The organism is Leclercia sp. AS011 (genome assembly GCF_037152535.1).
Lineage (GTDB): Bacteria > Pseudomonadota > Gammaproteobacteria > Enterobacterales > Enterobacteriaceae > Enterobacter.
In genome coordinates, this window is the sequence record NZ_JBBCMA010000001.1 from 2,517,686 (window position 1) to 2,534,972 (window position 17,287).

Sequence of the window (17,287 nt, forward strand, 5' to 3'; positions counted from 1 at the left end):
GCCGTTGTTTTCTGGCCGCCCTGATTGTAGCGGTTATCTTCCTCCCCCTGAATGTTTATAATCCCGCTTACTTTTTTTTGCCACGGATCTGTTATGCGCATACTTCACACCTCGGACTGGCATCTGGGACAGAACTTTTACAGTAAAAGCCGCGCCGCCGAACATGAAGCCTTCCTCAACTGGCTGCTTGAGATGGCGCAATCCCACCAGGTCGACGCCATCCTCGTGGCCGGGGATATCTTCGACACCGGATCGCCGCCGAGCTATGCGCGAGAGCTGTATAACCGTTTCGTGGTCAACCTGCAGAAGACCGGATGCCATCTGGTGATTGTGGCCGGCAATCATGATTCCGTGGCCACGCTGAATGAATCCCGTGAAATTCTGGCCTTTCTTAACACCACCGTGGTGGCCAGCGCCGGGCACGGGCCGCAAATTCTGCACAAACGCGACGGGACGCCCGGAGCGGTGCTTTGCCCCATCCCGTTCTTACGCCCGCGTGACGTGATGAAAAGCCAGGCGGGCCTCTCGGGGATCGAGAAGCAGCAGCAGCTGTTAGAGGCCATCACCCACTATTATGCCGATCAGTATACCGCCGCCTGCCAGCTGCGCGGTGACAGCCTCCTGCCGATTATCGCCACCGGCCATCTCACCACCGTCGGGGCCAGTAAAAGTGACGCGGTACGTGACATCTATATCGGCACGCTGGATGCCTTCCCCGCTCAGCATTTCCCGGCGGCCGACTATATCGCGCTGGGCCACATCCACCGGGCACAGAAGATTGGCGGCTGCGACCACATTCGCTACTGCGGCTCGCCTATCCCCCTCAGCTTTGATGAAACCGGCAAAAGCAAAAGCGTGCATCTGGTGAGTTTTGACCAGGGCAAGCTCAGCGCCGTTGACGCTCTGGAGGTGCCCATGACCCAACCGCTGGCGGTGCTGAAGGGCGATCTGGCGGCCATCGCTGCCCAACTGGAGCAGTGGCGTGGCGTGGAGCAGACGCCTCCCGTCTGGCTGGATATCGAAATTGCCACCGAGGAGTACCTGCACGACATGCAGCGTAAGATTCAGCAGCTGACGGACGATCTGCCGGTGGAGGTACTGCTGGTGCGGCGCAGCCGCGAACTGCGCGAGAAGCTCCTCGCCAACAGCCTGCGTGAAACCCTCAGCGAGCTGCGGGTGGAGGAGGTCTTTGAACGCCGCCTGGCGCAGGAGACTCTCGACGATGCACAGCGGGCGCGGTTAAACGAGCTGTTCAGCCATGCGCTGCACGCGCTGGATAACGACGAGGATAACGCATGAAAATTCTCAGCCTGCGTCTGAAAAACCTCAACTCGCTCAAGGGCGAATGGAAAATCGACTTTACCGCCGAGCCTTTCCTCAGCAACGGCCTGTTTGCCATCACCGGCCCGACCGGTGCCGGGAAAACCACCCTGCTGGATGCCATCTGCCTGGCGCTGTATCACGAGACGCCGCGCCTTAACACCGTATCGCAATCGCAAAACGATCTGATGACCCGCGACACCGCCGAATGTCTGGCGGAGGTGGAGTTTGAGGTAAAAGGGGTAGCCTGGCGCGCCTTCTGGAGTCAGAACCGGGCGCGCAATCAGCCGGACGGCAATCTGCAGGTGCCGCGGGTGGAGCTGGCCCGGTGCGAAGACGGCAAAATCCTCGCGGATAAAGTGAAGGATAAACTGGAGCTTGTCGCCTCGCTGACCGGGCTGGACTATGACCGCTTCACCCGCTCGATGCTGCTCTCCCAGGGGCAGTTTGCCGCCTTCCTCAACGCCAGGCCAAAAGAGCGCGCCGAGCTGCTGGAGGAGCTGACCGGCACCGAGATTTACGGTCAGATCTCGGCGATGGTGTTTGAAAAACACAAAGCGGCGCGCAGCGAGCTGGAACGGCGTGAAGCCCAGGCCGCCGGGGTGGTGTTGCTCAGCGACGAGCAACAACAGCAGCTCCAGCAAGGTTTGCAGGTACTTACTGACGAAGAACAACAGCTGCTGGCCCGGCAGCAGGCGCAGCAGAACGATTATCACTGGCTGACCCGCCACGATGAGCTGGTGCGCGAGCAGCAGCGATCGATGGCCGCACAGCAGCAGGCGCAGCAGGCCCTGATTGACGCCACCCCGGAGCTGGATAAGCTGCATCTGGCCCAGCCCGCTGCCCTGCTGCGCCCGCAGTGGGAGCGGCAGCAGGAGCAGATCGCCCGCCTGGCGCAAACCGAACAGCAGATGCTGGATGTGAATACTCGCTTACAGTCCAGCACGGCGCTGCGCGCGCGGATCCGTAACGGGGCGCTGCGCATCCAGGATCAATTGCAGACCGAGTTCACCGCCCTGACGCAGTGGCTGACCGATCAGGATCGCTTCCGCCAGTGGGGTCAGGAGATGGCAGGCTGGCGCGCACACTTCTCCCAGCTCAACCGGGATAAAACCCAGCTCGCCACGCTGACCCGGCGTATCACTGACTTACGCCAGAAGCTGGCGGGTCTGCCGGAAAATACCCTGACGCTTACGGCGGAACAGGTCACTGCCGAAATGGCGCAGCAAACCCAGGCCCGGACGGCGCGTCAGCGTCTGACTACCCTGCATGCCCGCTATCAGCCCCTGCAAAAGCGCTTCAGCCAGAATAATGAGAGCGTGCAAAAGGCGCAGATCGAGCTGGCAAAACTAAACGAAACGCTGACCCTGCGTCGCCAGCAGTACAAAGAGAAACAGCAGCACTACCTCGATCTGAAGGTCTTGTGTGAGCAGGAAGAGAAGATCAAAAAGCTCGAGAGCTACCGGGCCGAGCTGGAAGCCGGGAAACCCTGCCTGCTCTGCGGATCTACCGACCATCCGGCGATTGCGCAGTACCAGGCTTTAGCGCTTACGGAAAACCAGCGCCGCCGGGACGCGATGGAAAAAGAGGTCGCCGCCCTTAAAGAGGAAGGCCTGCTGGTGCTGGGCCAGGTGAATGCCCTTAACGCCCAGCTGCAGCGGGAAACCGACGAGGCGCAGACGCTGGCTCAGGAGGCGCAATCGCTCACCGCAGAGTGGCAGCAGGTTTGCGCGTCCCTGAAAGTTACCCTGAGTATTCAGGACGATATTGCCCCCTGGCTGAATCAGCAGGAGCAGTACGAACAGCAGCTCTACCAGCTTAGCCAGCGCCTGACCCTGCAAAGCCAGCTGAACGACGAGGAGGCCCAGCAACAAGGCTACCTCCGACAGCTGGCGGCCACGCGTTCCGCGATGGATAACGCGCTTCAGGCTCTGTCGCTGATGATGCCTGAGGACGGCGCGGAGTCGGCCTGGCTCGCTGAGCGTGAAAAAGAGGCGCAGCACTGGCAGGCGCAGCAGTCTCAGCACAGCGTCCTGCGGGAACGCCTCTCTGCCCTGACGCCGCTGCTGGAGACCCTTCCGGCCACGGAGTCCACGGAAGCAGAAAGCGTTATTCCCGAGAACTGGCGCGACATCCATACTGAATGCGTCTCCCTGCATAGCCAGCTTACCACCCTGCAACAGCAGTTCAGTCTGGAAAGCGAGCGCCTGCAGCAGGCCCAGGGGCAGTTTGACGCCGCGCTGGCCGCCAGCATCTTTAGCGATCGCGAGGCGTTTCTCGCGGCCCTGCTGGATGACGCGACCCTTCACCGTCTGGAGCAGCTGAAACAGACCCTCGAGAACCAGATCCAGCAGGCCACGGCGCTGCTCCAGCAGGCAGGCCAGCGGCTGAACGTGCATCTTGAACAGCGTCCGGACAATCTGACCGCAGATGTTCCACTTTTACAGGCGCAGCTACAGCAGCTCGCGCAGCAGCTGCGCGAAAACACCACCCGCCAGGGGGAGATCCGCCAGCAGCTCAGGCAGGACAGCGATAACCGCCTGCACCAGCAGGCGCTGATGCAGGAAATTGCGGCCGCGGCCCGGCTGGCGGATGACTGGGGATACCTCAACGCGCTGATCGGTTCTAAAGAGGGGGATCGCTTCCGTAAGTTTGCCCAGGGCTTAACTCTCGACAATCTGGTGTGGCTTGCCAACCAGCAGCTGACCCGCCTGCATGGCCGCTATCTGCTGCAACGCAAGGCCAGCGACGCGCTGGAGCTGGAGGTGGTGGACACCTGGCAGGCGGACGCGGTGCGCGATACCCGCACCCTTTCCGGCGGCGAAAGCTTCCTTGTGAGTCTGGCGCTGGCGCTGGCGCTCTCCGACCTGGTGAGCCATAAAACGCAGATTGACTCACTGTTCCTTGATGAGGGCTTCGGCACCCTCGACAGTGAAACCCTGGATACCGCCCTGGATGCGCTAGATGCACTGAACGCCAGCGGCAAAACCATAGGCGTGATCAGCCACGTCGAGGCGATGAAAGAGCGCATTCCGGTGCAGATCAAAGTGAAGAAAATTAACGGGCTGGGGTATAGCAGGCTGGATAAAGAATTTGCCGTTTCGTAGGCCGGGCAAGCGCAGCGCCGCCCGGCATTAGCACGATCAGTGCGGCCACAGCCACGCCGCGCCGCGCACTCCGCTGGAGTCGCCGTGCACCGCTTTGCGGATCGGCGTCTCGCATTCACCGCCAAACACCCACTGCTTCACCAGCTGCGGAACGGTGGTGTACAGGCGATCCACGTTGCTCATCCCGCCGCCCAGCACGATCACATCCGGGTCGAGAATATTCACCACGTGCGCCAGGGATTTGGCCAGCCGCAATTCGTAGCGGCTGAAGGCCAGTTCCGCAACCGCGTCCTGCTCTTCGACCAGGCGCATGATCTCATTGCCCTTCAGCGGATGCCCGCTCAGACGGCGATAATCGGTGGCGAAGCCGGTGCCGGAAATAAAGGTCTCGATACAGCCCTGTTTTCCGCAGTAGCACGGCACTTCAGCGCGGTACTTCAGCTCGTCCTCATCCATCCACGGCAGCGGGTTGTGTCCCCACTCGCCTGCGGTGCCGTTGCCGCCAATATGGGCCCGGCCATTAAAGGCCACGCCTGCCCCGCAGCCGGTACCGATGATCACCGCGAACACCGTCTGCGCGCCCGCCGCCGCGCCGTCGATCGCCTCAGACACTGCCAGACAGTTGGCGTCGTTCGCCAGCCGCACTTCCCGGTTCAGGCGCTGGCTTAAATCGCGGTCGAAGGGCTGGCCGTTAAGCCAGGTGGAGTTCGCATTTTTCACCACCCCGGTATAGGGCGAAATCGAGCCCGGAATACCCATGCCCACCGTACCCGTCTGGCCGGTGGCCTGTTCGGCCATCTCCACCAGGCTGGCGATGGTTTCAATGGTCTGCCGGTAGTCATCGCGCGGGGTCGGCAGGCGATGGCGGAACAGCTGTTCCCCCTGCTCGCCCAGGGCGATAACTTCTGTTTTGGTGCCGCCGAGATCAATACCAATTCGCACAGGACGTTCCTCATTTTTTTGATTATCAACAGAGTAGAAGCCCGCTACCCGATTAGCAATGCAAGCGATGCGACAATTCGCTATCATGCCCGCTGAATTAAACGACAAGACCGTGGAAATTATCATGCTGTGGTTCAAAAATTTGATGGTTTACCGTCTCAGCCGCGACATCGAGCTGCGCGCCGACGAGATGGAAAAACAGTTAGGCCTTTACGCATTTACCCCGTGTGGCAGCCAGGACATGGCGAAAACCGGATGGGTTCCGCCTATGGGATCACAGAGCGATGCGCTGACCCACACTACCAATGGTCAAATCATCATCTGCGCGCGCAAGGAAGAGAAGATCCTGCCGACGCCGGTGGTGAAACAGGCGCTGGAAGCCAAAATTTTCAAGCTTGAAGCCGAACAGGGCCGCAAGCTGAAAAAAACGGAAAAAGATTCGCTGAAAGATGAAGTTCTGCACTCGTTGCTGCCGCGTGCCTTTAGCCGCTTCAGCCAGACAATGATGTGGATCGACACGGTTAACGGCCTGATTATGGTCGACTGCGCCAGCGCCAAAAAAGCGGAAGATACCCTGGCGCTGCTGCGTAAAAGCCTCGGTTCGCTGCCGGTGGTGCCCCTGACGATGGAAAACCCGATCGAGCTGACCCTCACCGAGTGGGTGCGGGCCAACAACGTTCCGCAGGGTTTCCAGCTGCTGGACGAAGCCGAGCTGAAAGCGATCCTCGAAGACGGCGGCGTGATCCGTGCCAAGAAGCAGGAGCTGGTCAGCGACGAGATCGCGGTACATATCGAAGCCGGCAAGCTGGTGACCAAGCTGGCGCTCGACTGGCAGCAGCGCATTCAGTTCATGATGTGTGACGATGGCTCGATTAAGCGCCTGAAGTTCTCCGATGAGCTGCGCGATCAGAACGACGATATCGACCGAGACGACTACGCCCAGCGTTTTGATGCTGACTTTATTCTGATGACGGGTGAGCTGGCGGCGTTGATTAAGAGCGTGGTGGAAGGGTTAGGCGGCGAAGCACAGCGTTAATGCTTCATGCCAGGCTTTATGCCAGAAACAGGAGCCGGGTTAACCCGGCTCTTTTTTTTACAGATAACGACAGAGATAGGAGGCAGGTTCAGCGACCTGCAGATGGAATTCGCTGTGGCCTGGTACGTTAAACACGTCGCCCGGGTTATAGACCTTCCACTCGGTTTCCCCCGGCAATAACACTTTCAGTGAACCGCTGACGACGGTCATCTCTTCAGGCTGCGCGGTACCGAAGGCATACTCCCCTTCCGCCATCACGCCAACGCTGGCACGGCCAGTAATGCTGCTGGTAAAACCAATGGACTTCACTTTACCGGAAAAGTATTCATTACTCTGAAGCATGGACGGGTCCTTATTGTCGTTGGATGTGAATCCAATATAGGGGTGACACTCCATGGCTGTCACGCAAAATCATCAGACCAACAATTCCGAGGCCAGCCGGGCTACCAGCACGTTTGACAGCAGTACCGGCACATCCAGAGATTTTTGCAGTAAATCGCGGTGGCGTTGATGGAAACCGAGGCAATCGAGCATTAAAACATCCGCGCCACGCTCCAGCAGATCGCGTCCGGCATCGATCAGCGTCGCTTCGCTGTCCCAGAATGGATTCGCCACGGCCAGCAGCGGAGTGTTGGTCAGCCCGCGCCACTTGTGCGACTGATTCGCCAGCAGTTCAGGCATAGGCACGATCACCCCCACCTGATGGCTGTCGACAATCGATCCCACCAGCGGCGGGATGATCCGCATCGGCTCCAGCAGGATCGCCTTACGGGCAACAAGGCCGGTGATGGGTGCCGTGCTCATCAACAGGATCACCTCATAGTCCCGGTTATCAAGGACCTCGATGACGCCCTGCAGTGCGCGCTCGATCTTTGGCAGCGAGACGTGGCCCAGCTTGCCGTCGCTGAGCAGGGTTGGCAGCAGCGCCTCGCCCGGTTCAGGGGCGTAGTCCTGCATGACCTCTTCTCTGCTCAGCGTACCGAGCAGACTGTGGTGCGTAATCTGTTGTTCAGAGATGTGCTCCGTTAAGAGCGGGAGCACTTCGCTTACCGGGACTACCCCAATGGTGAGGATCGCCAACGTCGCTTTCATTATTCTCGCCTTTCTTACTACCACCGACCGTGACACAGAGACAGGCTCGCTTCGCTGTACAGTGCGCTGTTCAGGAAAAAGTGCTGAAAAGCGTAGCAGCAGATGACTGTGCCGTTATGTAAAGATCCGCGAGCCTGACAGGATGTGTCTGTAAAACCTGTACATTACCCTCCGTTCAACGTTACTGCTTTTTAAATAGTGTGATGAGCGTACGGTTTTTTCCGGTTTCAGATTTTTATCAGGCCTTATCAGGGTCCTCGTAACGCACTTTGGCGTCCTGCGCTTCCTGCTCCGTTTCGTGCTCGCTAATCAGCGAATCGGGTTTTGGGTGGTCGGCACGGAGCTGATACCAGGTGACAGTCTGGCCCGTCGCACCTTTTTCAACGGCAACAATACGGGCTTCACGCGGATAGGGAGGTCTGGTTGGCATAGTTCATCCTTTTTTTAAATGGTTGAACTATCAGTATAGACATCAGTTAGCTGGCGCATGCCAGATGCAGCGCGTTGACGATATTTTGCACCACCTGGGCCGGGGGCAGCGACGCATCCACCACGTGGTGAGCGGCTTCGCGATAAAGGGCGTCGCGCTCTGCCAGCACGGCGCTCACCTCTTCGCTGATGGGCTTGCCGGTCAGGGTCGGACGCTGGCCCTCTTCCGGGGAGGCTTCGAGGCGTTCGACCAGCACCGGCACCGGCGCGCAAAGGTAAATGACCCTCCCCTTTTCGCGCATAAACTGCCGGTTATACGCCGACAGAATAATGCCGCCGCCGGTAGCAATGATGCCGGAACCCGCCGTCACCGCCTCAAGGGTTGCCGTCTCGCGGGCGCGGAAACTCTCCCAGCCTTCCTGCTCAACGATGCTGGCAATGCTCTGACCGGCGTGGGTCTGCAACCAGTGATCGGTGTCGACAAATTCGCTCTGGCACCGACGAGCCAGTTCCAGACCGACGGTTGTTTTTCCACAGCCGCGGGGGCCAATTAAAAAAATAGGCTGGGTCATAACCAGGAGTTCCCTTTGAGGCCGCGCACATGCGGGAGATAAAGTCGAAAAGCGTGCAATGATACCATTAAACTAGTACATAAGTTAATTGTAAAAATATTATTACACCAGATGGGATATTAAAATGACACTCCAGTCAGCCCCGGACAGATAAGGGGGGCGCTGTAAAGAAATCATGGCACTGAATGGTGCGCTCACCTTACCTGAACCGACCCGCCGTTGACAACCCCGGAACGGCGACATCGTAGCCGAATCATATGTCACAGTGATGATTAACCCTGGCGGCGCTTCACTTCCAACAGCCATTTATCGAGTTCGGCGGCAAACTGCTGCCTGTCGCGCTGGGATAAACTGTCCGGCCCGCCGGTCTGAACGCCGCTGGCGCGCAGGGTATCCATAAAATCGCGCATCGTCAGCTTTTCGCGGATGGTAGCCGGGGAGTAACGTTCCCCGCGCGGGTTCAGCGCTGCCGCGCCTTTCTCCAGCACTTCTGCCGCCAGCGGGATATCGGCGGTGATCACCAGGTCGTCGGCGCTGCACTGGCGCACGATTTCGTTATCGGCCACGTCAAAACCGGCTGGTACGCGCAGGGTGCGAATAAAGCGGGACGGCGGCACGCGCAGGTTCTGATTCGCCACCAGCGTCATCGGCATCTGCGCCCGCTCGGCGGCACGAAACAGGATCTCTTTAATGACATTCGGACACGCATCGGCATCCACCCAAATCGCCATCTTCTCTCTCCGGCTATAATGCTGCGTAATAAAACCTGATAGGGTAAAGTTCCACAATCATAACAAAGTTTAAGAGGGAGACGTGATGGAGAAGAAAATCGGTTTTATTGGCTGCGGTAATATGGGCAAAGCCATTCTCGGCGGTCTGATTGCCAGCGGGCAGGTGCTGCCCGGCCAGATTTGGGTTTATACCCCGTCGCCGGACAAAGTTGCCGCCCTGCACGACCAGTACGGGATCAACGCTGCGCAAAGCGCCCAGGAAGTGGCGCAGGTAGCCGATATCGTCTTCGGCGCGGTGAAGCCGAACATGATGGTGAAAGTTCTGAGCGACATCACCTCCAGCCTGAATAAAGATACGCTGGTGGTCTCCATCGCCGCGGGCGTCACCCTCGATCAGCTGGCCCGCGCGCTGGGCCATGACCGTAAAATCGTCCGCGCCATGCCTAACACCCCATCGCTGGTCAATGCGGGTATGACCTCCATCACCCCTAACGCGCTGGTGACCGCCGAAGAGGTTGCCGATGTGATCAACATCTTCCGCTGCTTCGGGGAAGCCGAAGTGATTGCCGAGGCGATGATCCACCCGGTGGTCGGGGTCAGCGGGTCAGCCCCAGCCTACGTGTTTATGTTTATCGAAGCGATGGCCGATGCGGCGGTTCTCGGCGGGATGCCGCGTGCGCAGGCCTATAAATTTGCCGCACAGGCGGTGATGGGCTCCGCGAAAATGGTGCTCGAAACCGGTAAGCACCCTGGCGAGCTGAAAGATATGGTCTGTTCCCCGGGCGGCACCACCATCGAAGCGGTGCGCGTGCTGGAAGAACGCGGCTTCCGTGCCGCGGTCATTGAAGCCATGACCAAATGCATGGAAAAATCAGAGCAGTTGAGTAAGTCCTGACCGACTGCCGGACGTCAGGCCGCCACTTCAGTGCGGTTACGTCCGGCATTTTTCGCTTTGTAGAGCGCGATATCCGCCGCTTTAAGCCACTCCTGGTAATGCACCATCGACGTCGTGAGCGGCGCTACGCCGACGCTGATGGAAATCTTTACCTGAGGTGATCCCGGCAGATGTAAATCTGCCAGCCGTTCGTGCACCCGCGACATCGCCGCAATGGCGCTTTCCGCCGTTGTACCGCTCATAATCACCGCGAACTCATCCCCGCCGAAACGGCCAACGATATCGCTGGCGCGCAGCGTGAGCTGCAATTGCCGGGTGACGGCGACAATCGCCTGATCGCCCACGTCGTGGCCCCAGGTGTCGTTAATACTCTTGAAGTGATCGATATCGATCAGCAGAAGCGTGGCGCTACGGTGGTAGCGGCGACAGTTTTCATATTCCGTGCGCAGCAAAACTTCCCAGTGGCGACGGTTAAACACGCCCGTCATGCCATCGAGGGTACTCATTAGCTCCAGCCGGCGTTTATGTTCCACCAGCCGACTGGTGGTATGGAAGCTCAACCAGGCAAACAGCATCGGGTAAAAGACGATCACCGGTAGCGCGAGCCCGATCTCCAGTGGCGTACTGACGTAGTCCGGCGTCACGTGCGTCAGTTGCAGGGAGACGAGTGCCGTGAGCCCGGTCATTATCACCCCGGGGCCGTACAGCCGGATGCCACCCACGCCAATCAGGTTCATGCTGATCATCATGATCAGCGCCGCGCTGGGCATGGCGTTAATCCCCATCACCCCAATCCAGACCCCGGCCATAATGGCGTCGGCTCTGAGGTTAAACATCTCGCTGTTGTAAGGATTGGCAGAACGCGCGGCTAATTGCCAGGCCAGATGGGGCCAGACGAACGCCCAGCCAACCAGCAGCAGCCACCAGACGCCGTTGACCGGTTGCGCGACCAGCACGCTGGCAATCGGGAAAAAGAGGATCGCCAGACCGACCGCGCGCGGCCAACGTAGCTGACGCGCCAGGCGGATACCCGAGCGATGATGCTCATCCGCTGAACGCGCCTGACTTATCCCCTCCCGGGCAAAGACTTTGCTGTAAAAGTTTTCATCATTCATGGTTTTTGGGAACACTCAAAAGCATTTTCCCAAATTATAGAAAGGCTTACTTTAGGCTAAGTATGATATTTCGGGTGAGCCGTCGTGCTCGCTCACCCGTTTGAACTAGCCATTTTTCTTCAGGCAGGCGCTCATAAACTTATTCCTATCGTCGCCTTTAAGCGATTGTTGGGTCGCCTGACCGTTGCATTCACGCATCTTCTGTTGCTGTGGATTCAGGCTTTTTTCGGCGGGTTTAGAGGAGGCATTTTTCAGGCAGTCGCTCATATAGGTCTTGCGGGAATCGCCCTTCAGGGCCTGAGCGGTGGCCTGTTGATTACAGGTGGTCATACGTTGTTGCTGGGGGGTGAGCTGTTTATCCTGCGCCCCCACCGGCGTGAGAGAAAACAGACCGAAGAGTAACGTAACCAGCAGTGTGATTTTCATAGCACTTTCCTTCTGTGGATGATCACAGTAAGTCTGGTTCGTGCTGCTGAAAAAACCACCCGGCAGCCATTTTTTCCTGCCGGGCAGTGGGGTTATTTCAGACCTAACGCGGCTTTCATGGTGTAGAACAGATCGGTCTGATCCGTCAGGCCCACCACGTTGGCGGCATGCGGGCCGTAGGCCGCGATACGCAGCTGGCTGCCGGTATGCTCCATCGACTCCCCTTCCGCATTGCCGTAGCTCATCGCCATCACAGCACCGTCTTTGGTGGTCAGCGCCTGGGTCAGCCCCGGCGCTTTGGTATCCGGGGCGACGATCTGGCTGGAATGGGCATGATCCGCCGTCACAATGACCAGCGTGTTGCCGTCCTGCTTCGCAAAGGCCAGCGCCTTCTGTACGGCCTCATCCAGATCGACAGTTTCACCGATCTGCCCGCACGGGTTCGCGGCATGATCCTGCTTGTCGATCGAGGCACCTTCTACCTGCAGGAAGAAGCCTTTTTCATTTTTGCTCAACAGGGAGATGGCTTTGTCGGTCATCGCCGCTAAGGTTGGCACGCTGTCATTGCGCTGCGGATTCGGCGTACAGGTGACGGGCGGCTTGTCGAGGTTGCCATGGTAGCTGGCTTTCGGCCCTTCCCAGCGCACCGGCATATTGCCTTCGGCAAAGAGACCCAGCAGCGGTTTGTCCTGACCCGCCTCGGTAACAGCAGCCAGGGACGACGCATCGCTCACCAGCTGATAGCCGCGCGCCTGAGCCTGTTCGCGCAGAGTTTTGCCCTGCCATTCGCCGGTGGTGGCGGTTTCCGCGAAGGTCTTCGCCCCGCCGCCGAGGGTGACGTCGGCGCGGGCGTTCAGCAGCTGTTCGGTAATGGAGCCTTTGCCGCCTTTTTCCAGCGCGTTGCTGGCGCATTTTTCACTGGTGACGGACGGGCCGTAGCATTTGCGTGACGTCACATGGGCCACCAGCGCCGCCGGGGTCGCATCCTGCAGCTCGGCAGTCGAGACGTTGCCGGTTGCCAGCCCCGCCGCTTTCGCCATCTCGAGGATGGTCTGATGATCTTTTTCGTGGATATCCACCCCTAACGCACCATTGTAGGTTTTCACGCCGGTGGTCCATGCCGTTGCGGAGGCCGCGGAGTCGGTAACGTAATCGGGCTTGCCAGACTTTTTATCCAGCGCATAGTGGGTATATTGCCCGGTCAGGGGTAAGGCATCGATGCCTTTAAAAAAGCCGCCCGCGCCTTCGGCATAATTTCGTGCTGCGGTTATTTCGGAGTCGCCCATGCCGTCGCCAATCAGCAGAATAATATTTTTAGCTGGCTTGTCATTCAGCGACGCGCGTATTGCGGCGGTCTGATCTTCCGTCAGGCGGCGGGCCCCGCCAGGCTGGGTGATATCGCCCTGGGCGGCACGATTATCCAGAACTGCGGTCGTTGCCACAGTTTCAGCATAAAGGGTGGGGGTAACTAACAGGGGTAATAATGCTAAATAAAGTGCGCTCTGTTTCACTTATTTTCTCCATGTAGAAATACATAAAAAAATAAAACAGAGCGACTATAGGCAACCGATGTGACGGTTCAATGACAGAAGATTATGTCAGATGAACGTTCAGCTGCGCGGGTGCCTTAACAGCTTTTTTACGTATTGTTGCAGCATCTCGCTGTCCTGCTCAGATACCGGGGCGTCCGGTCGGGCCTCATCCAGTGCGCCTTCCACGCTATCAATCAGCGCCTGCTGCTCACTTTGCGCCATCTGTCGTAACAGCGCAGTCACGACAATTTCTAACGCTTCGACCTGGGCTACCAGCTCTTTTGACTCTTCTTCCTTTTGTGCAAGCTTAAGCAACAACTCAGCAATGAGATTTTTCACAGCGCTATTTCCTTATGAGATTTTTTCCGACGTTATCATTATGCCTGAGGCTTGCAAAGTAGTTAAAAGTACTATTTTTAGCCAAATAACGCACTACAGATAAAATAATGTGGCTGACCGCAAAGAAAGCGGTGCCTTAAATTAAATTTATATTCTGTTGGCAACCTCAAATAAAAGCAGAACCGCTATTTCAAATTAAAGATAAGAGCAGCCCTGCTTAAATATATTATACAGCGGCACTACACTGGCTTAATCGCCCGCGCCCGGGCCTCCTGCTGGCGACGACGGCGCATAGCCCATGCCAGCTGGATAATATTCAGCAGGACCACCACCGCGGTGGCGGCAAATACCCAGCGGAACCCGGCCATCGCCGAGACCGCCGCGCCCATCATCGGGCCGGCGACGTTCCCCAGATACATAAACGACTGGTTATACCCGAAGATCCGCCCGGTCACCCGATCGCTGGAGTATTTAATCAGCAGAGTTTGCACCGCAGGCAGCATGGCACCATCAGCAAAGCCCAGCAGGAAGCGCAGCACCCCGAGCTGGAATGGCGTGGTGACGAAGGACATGGCAAAAAAGAGCACCACCGCCACGATAAGCGTCGCCATCAGAATTCGACCGGTACCGAGGCGGTCCCCCAGCTTGCCCAGCCGCGGGGCGGACATCAGCGCCGAGATCCCCGGCACGGCGGCAATCATCCCGCTGAGGAAGGCGATGTTATTGCTCTCTGGCGCCATCGACTGGATAAAGAGCGCAAGGATCGGCCCCACTGAACCGTTGCAGAGCTGGATCACCATGGTGGTGATAAACAGGCTGATCATCAGCCAGGGATAGGGAAGCGAGGCAAAGACGGCCTTGCCGCTCAGCCGCTCCGCTTTGCTGGTCGTTGGCCGAGCCCCCTCTTTAATCAGGAATAGCGTCACCAGAAAGCTGATCACCAGCAGGACGGCGGTGATGAGGAATACCGCGCGCAGGCCCACGTGGTCAGCCAGAAAGCCCCCCATCAGCGGGCCGCCAATCACGCCGCTGATCTGCGCCGTCGACAGCGTACTGATGGCCCAGCCGCTGCGCTCCCGGGGCACCTGCGACGCCACCAGCGCCATAGCATTCGGAATATAGCCGGAGGTCAGCCCCATCAGCGCGCGCAGCAGGAACAGTTGCCAGACGTTGGTGGCAAAGGCCTGGAGCAGGATCGCAATCGCCATTCCCAGCGAGGCGCGCAGCAGCATCAGCTTGCGCCCTTTGCGGTCGGCAAGGCTGCCCCACATGGGCGAAACGATGGCGGACACCAGAAAAGTGACGCTGAAGGTCAGTCCCGACCACATGGACAACGCCTCGTGGGACGAAACGCCAAGCTGGGACACGTACAGCGGCAAAAAAGGTAAAATCTGACTGATGGCAAGGCCGGTGAAAAAACAACCAAACCAGACCGAAATGAGGTTAACTTTCCAGGATTCCATAGGCGGACAGGCCTTTATTTTGCGTAAATTCGCTATCAGATTAGCAAGTTAGGCTGCGCCGAAAGTTATCAGAGATGCGCCTGCCGCGACTTTGGTGTTTTATCTTCCCAGTCATCATATTTGTGAAACATGTCACATATCTTCGCCTTTTGTCTGGTGATTTATGCTTTGCGGGCAGTAACCAAAACCCCGCATCCCCAGATGAAAATGGTTGGCGTGGGCGGCGTTGTAGTCCGGGCCGAGGGCATTACCAAAGTAGCCGCAGCTGGCCCCCAGCATGGCGTGCAGCCACGGCCCGGCGGTGGCATTTTTCCAGCCGCGCAGGACAGAGATCCGCTGCCCGTTCTCCAGGGTAAAGCCGCTGATATCCAGCGCCTCAGCGGTAGCGTGCTCGCTGCGTCGGGCATTGGGGCGATGGTAGATATTCCGGCAGGCAAAGCTGCCAAAATGGTCAATACGCGACAGGCTGCTGCCCATCATGGTTTGGGTCAGGGGCCGGGCCTGCTGGTCGACGAACAGCGCCGAACTGAGCGCCAGCGGGCAACTGGCGAGAAAACTGCTGCTGAGGCTGACGCGGCCAAAACTGCGCACCCGCACCACATCATTCAGCGGACAGGCTCCCGTGCTGTCGGCCACCGTCTGGGTGCGGATCAGCTGGCGTGCATTGGCCTGCGCCAGCAGGGTTTCACAATGTTCAGGGGTCAGGCGTCTGAGCTTAAACTGGGTCAGGGTACCGGGGGGATCGTCGAGGGAAAGCGGCGCAAAGGGGTTGTAATACGACGGCAGCCAGCGGTAGCCCGCGATGGCCGCAGCAACAACAGCAAGACAGATAATCAGGCTTTTCCCTTTCACTCACCCTCCTGAAACAATGTGCCAAAACATTATGGCAGAAGGCGGCGAATCCCGCCGGGCATCGTGATATGGTAAGCGTTTTGAGTCAGAGTGGATGAGCGAAGTGATGGCGAAGTTGCGGGTAGGTATTGTCTTTGGGGGAAAATCAGCCGAGCACGAAGTGTCGCTGCAATCGGCCAAAAATATCGTTAACGCGATTGATAAGAGCCGCTTTGAAGTGGTGCTGTTAGGGATCGATAAACAGGGTCAGTGGCACATTAACGACGAGCAGGGCTATCTGCTCAATGCTGACGATCCGGCGCACATCGCGCTGAACCCGTCCGAGATTAGCGTGGCCGCCGTGCCGGGCGTGACGCAGGGCCAGCTGATCAATGCCAGCACCGGGCAGACGCTCTCACATCTCGACGTCATTTTCCCGATTGTCCACGGCACGCTGGGCGAAGACGGCTCCCTGCAAGGGATGCTGCGGATGGCCAACCTGCCGTTCGTCGGCTCCGACGTACTTGGATCCGCCGCCTGCATGGATAAGGACGTTACCAAGCGCCTGCTGCGCGATGCCGGGCTGAACGTGGCACCTTTTGTCACCCTGACCCGCGCCAACCGCGACCAGCACAGCTTTGCCGATCTCAGCGCCCGCTTCGGTCTACCGCTGTTCGTCAAACCGGCGAACCAGGGCTCCTCCGTCGGCGTCAGCAAGGTGAACAGCGAAGCGCAGTTTAGCGACGCGGTGCGTCTGGCCTTTACCTTCGATCATAAAGTGGTGGTGGAACAGGGAATTAAAGGACGTGAAATTGAATGCGCGGTGCTGGGGAATGATTTTCCGCAGGCCAGCACCTGTGGCGAAGTGGTGCTGAACAGCGAGTTCTACTCTTACGACACCAAATACATCGACGACCAGGGCGCGCAGGTTGTGGTACCCGCCGTGCTGGATGCTGAGGTTAACGACGCGATCCGCGCCATTGCTATCGAGGTATATCAGGCGCTGGGCTGTCGCGGCATGGCGCGTGTCGATGTCTTCTTAACGGCGGATAACCGCGTCGTTATCAATGAAATCAACACCCTGCCAGGCTTCACCAACATCAGCATGTATCCGAAACTGTGGCAGGCCAGCGGCCTGAGCTACCCGGATCTGATCACCCGCCTGATTGAACTGGCGCTGGAGCGACATGCCGCTGACAGCGCCCTGCAGGTTTCCGTTAACGGTTAATCTGCCTCGTTTGCCGTCGTCTCTTCCGGGCGACGGCGAATGATAAAGCCCGCCAGCCAGAAACTGACCACCCAGGTCACCAGCCCTACCGCATAGGTTTGCCAGCCCTTCGCTTCAAAGCCCAGCAGCCCCACCACCCCGTTCAGAATAAAGATCAGCCCAATTGCAAAGGCGTAGAAATGCCAGTCACGGCGAATTTTGGCAGGCAGTTTCATGGTCGCTCCAGAAG

Annotated in this window: 18 protein-coding genes; 5 read left to right on the forward strand and 13 right to left on the reverse strand. The window is 58.4% G+C overall.

Annotation, left to right across the window (positions count from 1 at the left end; genetic code table 11):
- Positions 1-93 precede the first annotated feature (93 nt).
- Positions 94-1,299, forward strand: coding sequence for an exonuclease subunit SbcD (sbcD, locus tag WFO70_RS11940; protein WP_337016350.1), 1,206 nt, complete (start codon positions 94-96; stop codon positions 1,297-1,299).
- Positions 1,296-4,427 (forward strand): exonuclease subunit SbcC, encoded by a 3,132-nt coding sequence (gene sbcC / locus WFO70_RS11945; protein ID WP_337016351.1) that lies wholly within the window; start codon positions 1,296-1,298, stop codon positions 4,425-4,427. Before sbcD ends, sbcC begins: the two co-directional genes overlap by 4 nt.
- 36 nt (positions 4,428-4,463) lie before the next feature.
- Here the strand turns inward: sbcC and mak are convergent, their stop codons facing one another.
- A complete protein-coding gene (gene mak, locus WFO70_RS11950) occupies positions 4,464-5,369 on the reverse strand; it encodes a fructokinase (RefSeq protein WP_337016352.1) in 906 nt (301 codons plus the stop codon).
- Positions 5,370-5,493: 124 nt separating this feature from the next.
- On the opposite strand from mak, the gene rdgC reads away from it, so the two are divergent.
- The gene (rdgC, locus tag WFO70_RS11955; RefSeq protein WP_337016353.1) at positions 5,494-6,405 is read left to right on the forward strand and encodes a recombination-associated protein RdgC; all 912 of its coding nucleotides are present in this window, start codon (positions 5,494-5,496) and stop codon (positions 6,403-6,405) included.
- 57 nt (positions 6,406-6,462) lie between these two features.
- Here rdgC and ppnP read toward each other — a convergent pair whose 3' ends face one another.
- The 5 genes from ppnP to WFO70_RS11980 form a co-directional block, all read right to left on the reverse strand.
- Positions 6,463-6,747 (reverse strand): pyrimidine/purine nucleoside phosphorylase, encoded by a 285-nt coding sequence (gene ppnP / locus WFO70_RS11960; RefSeq protein WP_106992107.1) that lies wholly within the window; start codon positions 6,745-6,747, stop codon positions 6,463-6,465.
- Between the two features lie 72 nt (positions 6,748-6,819).
- Positions 6,820-7,497 carry an AroM family protein gene (locus tag WFO70_RS11965; protein WP_337016354.1) on the reverse strand — a complete coding sequence of 226 codons (678 nt, stop codon included), beginning with the start codon at positions 7,495-7,497 and terminating at the stop codon, positions 6,820-6,822.
- A 238-nt stretch (positions 7,498-7,735) separates the two neighbouring features.
- Entirely contained in the window at positions 7,736-7,927 is a 192-nt protein-coding gene (gene yaiA, locus WFO70_RS11970) for a protein YaiA (RefSeq protein ID WP_032616784.1), read from the reverse strand.
- 46 nt (positions 7,928-7,973) lie between these two features.
- Positions 7,974-8,498: a shikimate kinase AroL gene (gene aroL / locus WFO70_RS11975; RefSeq protein ID WP_337016355.1), complete on the reverse strand. Its 525-nt coding sequence runs from the start codon at positions 8,496-8,498 to the stop codon at positions 7,974-7,976.
- 272 nt (positions 8,499-8,770) lie between these two features.
- Positions 8,771-9,229 carry a YaiI/YqxD family protein gene (locus WFO70_RS11980; protein WP_337016356.1) on the reverse strand — a complete coding sequence of 153 codons (459 nt, stop codon included), beginning with the start codon at positions 9,227-9,229 and terminating at the stop codon, positions 8,771-8,773.
- Positions 9,230-9,314: 85 nt separating this feature from the next.
- Between WFO70_RS11980 and proC the strand changes: the two genes are divergently transcribed.
- Complete coding sequence (gene proC / locus WFO70_RS11985; RefSeq protein WP_337016357.1) at positions 9,315-10,124, forward strand: pyrroline-5-carboxylate reductase; 810 nt, start codon at positions 9,315-9,317, stop codon at positions 10,122-10,124.
- 14 nt (positions 10,125-10,138) lie between these two features.
- Here the strand turns inward: proC and adrA are convergent, their stop codons facing one another.
- From adrA to WFO70_RS12015, 6 genes are all read right to left on the reverse strand, one after another.
- Positions 10,139-11,254, reverse strand: coding sequence for a diguanylate cyclase AdrA (adrA, locus tag WFO70_RS11990; RefSeq protein WP_337016358.1), 1,116 nt, complete (start codon positions 11,252-11,254; stop codon positions 10,139-10,141).
- A 90-nt stretch (positions 11,255-11,344) separates the two neighbouring features.
- Positions 11,345-11,665: a phosphate starvation-inducible protein PsiF gene (gene psiF / locus WFO70_RS11995; protein ID WP_337016359.1), complete on the reverse strand. Its 321-nt coding sequence runs from the start codon at positions 11,663-11,665 to the stop codon at positions 11,345-11,347.
- A 92-nt stretch (positions 11,666-11,757) separates the two neighbouring features.
- Positions 11,758-13,176, reverse strand: coding sequence for an alkaline phosphatase (phoA, locus tag WFO70_RS12000; protein ID WP_337016360.1), 1,419 nt, complete (start codon positions 13,174-13,176; stop codon positions 11,758-11,760).
- Positions 13,177-13,275: 99 nt separating this feature from the next.
- On the reverse strand, positions 13,276-13,536 hold the full coding sequence (gene iraP / locus WFO70_RS12005) for an anti-adapter protein IraP (protein WP_337016361.1): 261 nt from the start codon (positions 13,534-13,536) through the stop codon (positions 13,276-13,278).
- A gap of 239 nt (positions 13,537-13,775) precedes the next feature.
- On the reverse strand, positions 13,776-14,999 hold the full coding sequence (locus WFO70_RS12010) for a multidrug efflux MFS transporter (RefSeq protein ID WP_337016362.1): 1,224 nt from the start codon (positions 14,997-14,999) through the stop codon (positions 13,776-13,778).
- 132 nt (positions 15,000-15,131) lie between these two features.
- Entirely contained in the window at positions 15,132-15,851 is a 720-nt protein-coding gene (locus WFO70_RS12015) for an extensin-like domain-containing protein (protein ID WP_337016363.1), read from the reverse strand.
- A gap of 106 nt (positions 15,852-15,957) precedes the next feature.
- Between WFO70_RS12015 and ddlA the strand changes: the two genes are divergently transcribed.
- Positions 15,958-17,058: a D-alanine--D-alanine ligase gene (gene ddlA, locus WFO70_RS12020; protein WP_337016364.1), complete on the forward strand. Its 1,101-nt coding sequence runs from the start codon at positions 15,958-15,960 to the stop codon at positions 17,056-17,058.
- Here ddlA and WFO70_RS12025 read toward each other — a convergent pair.
- Entirely contained in the window at positions 17,055-17,273 is a 219-nt protein-coding gene (locus WFO70_RS12025) for a DUF2754 domain-containing protein (RefSeq protein WP_106992097.1), read from the reverse strand. The two genes, ddlA and WFO70_RS12025, sit on opposite strands and share 4 nt — an antisense overlap.
- Positions 17,274-17,287: the final 14 nt, after the last annotated feature.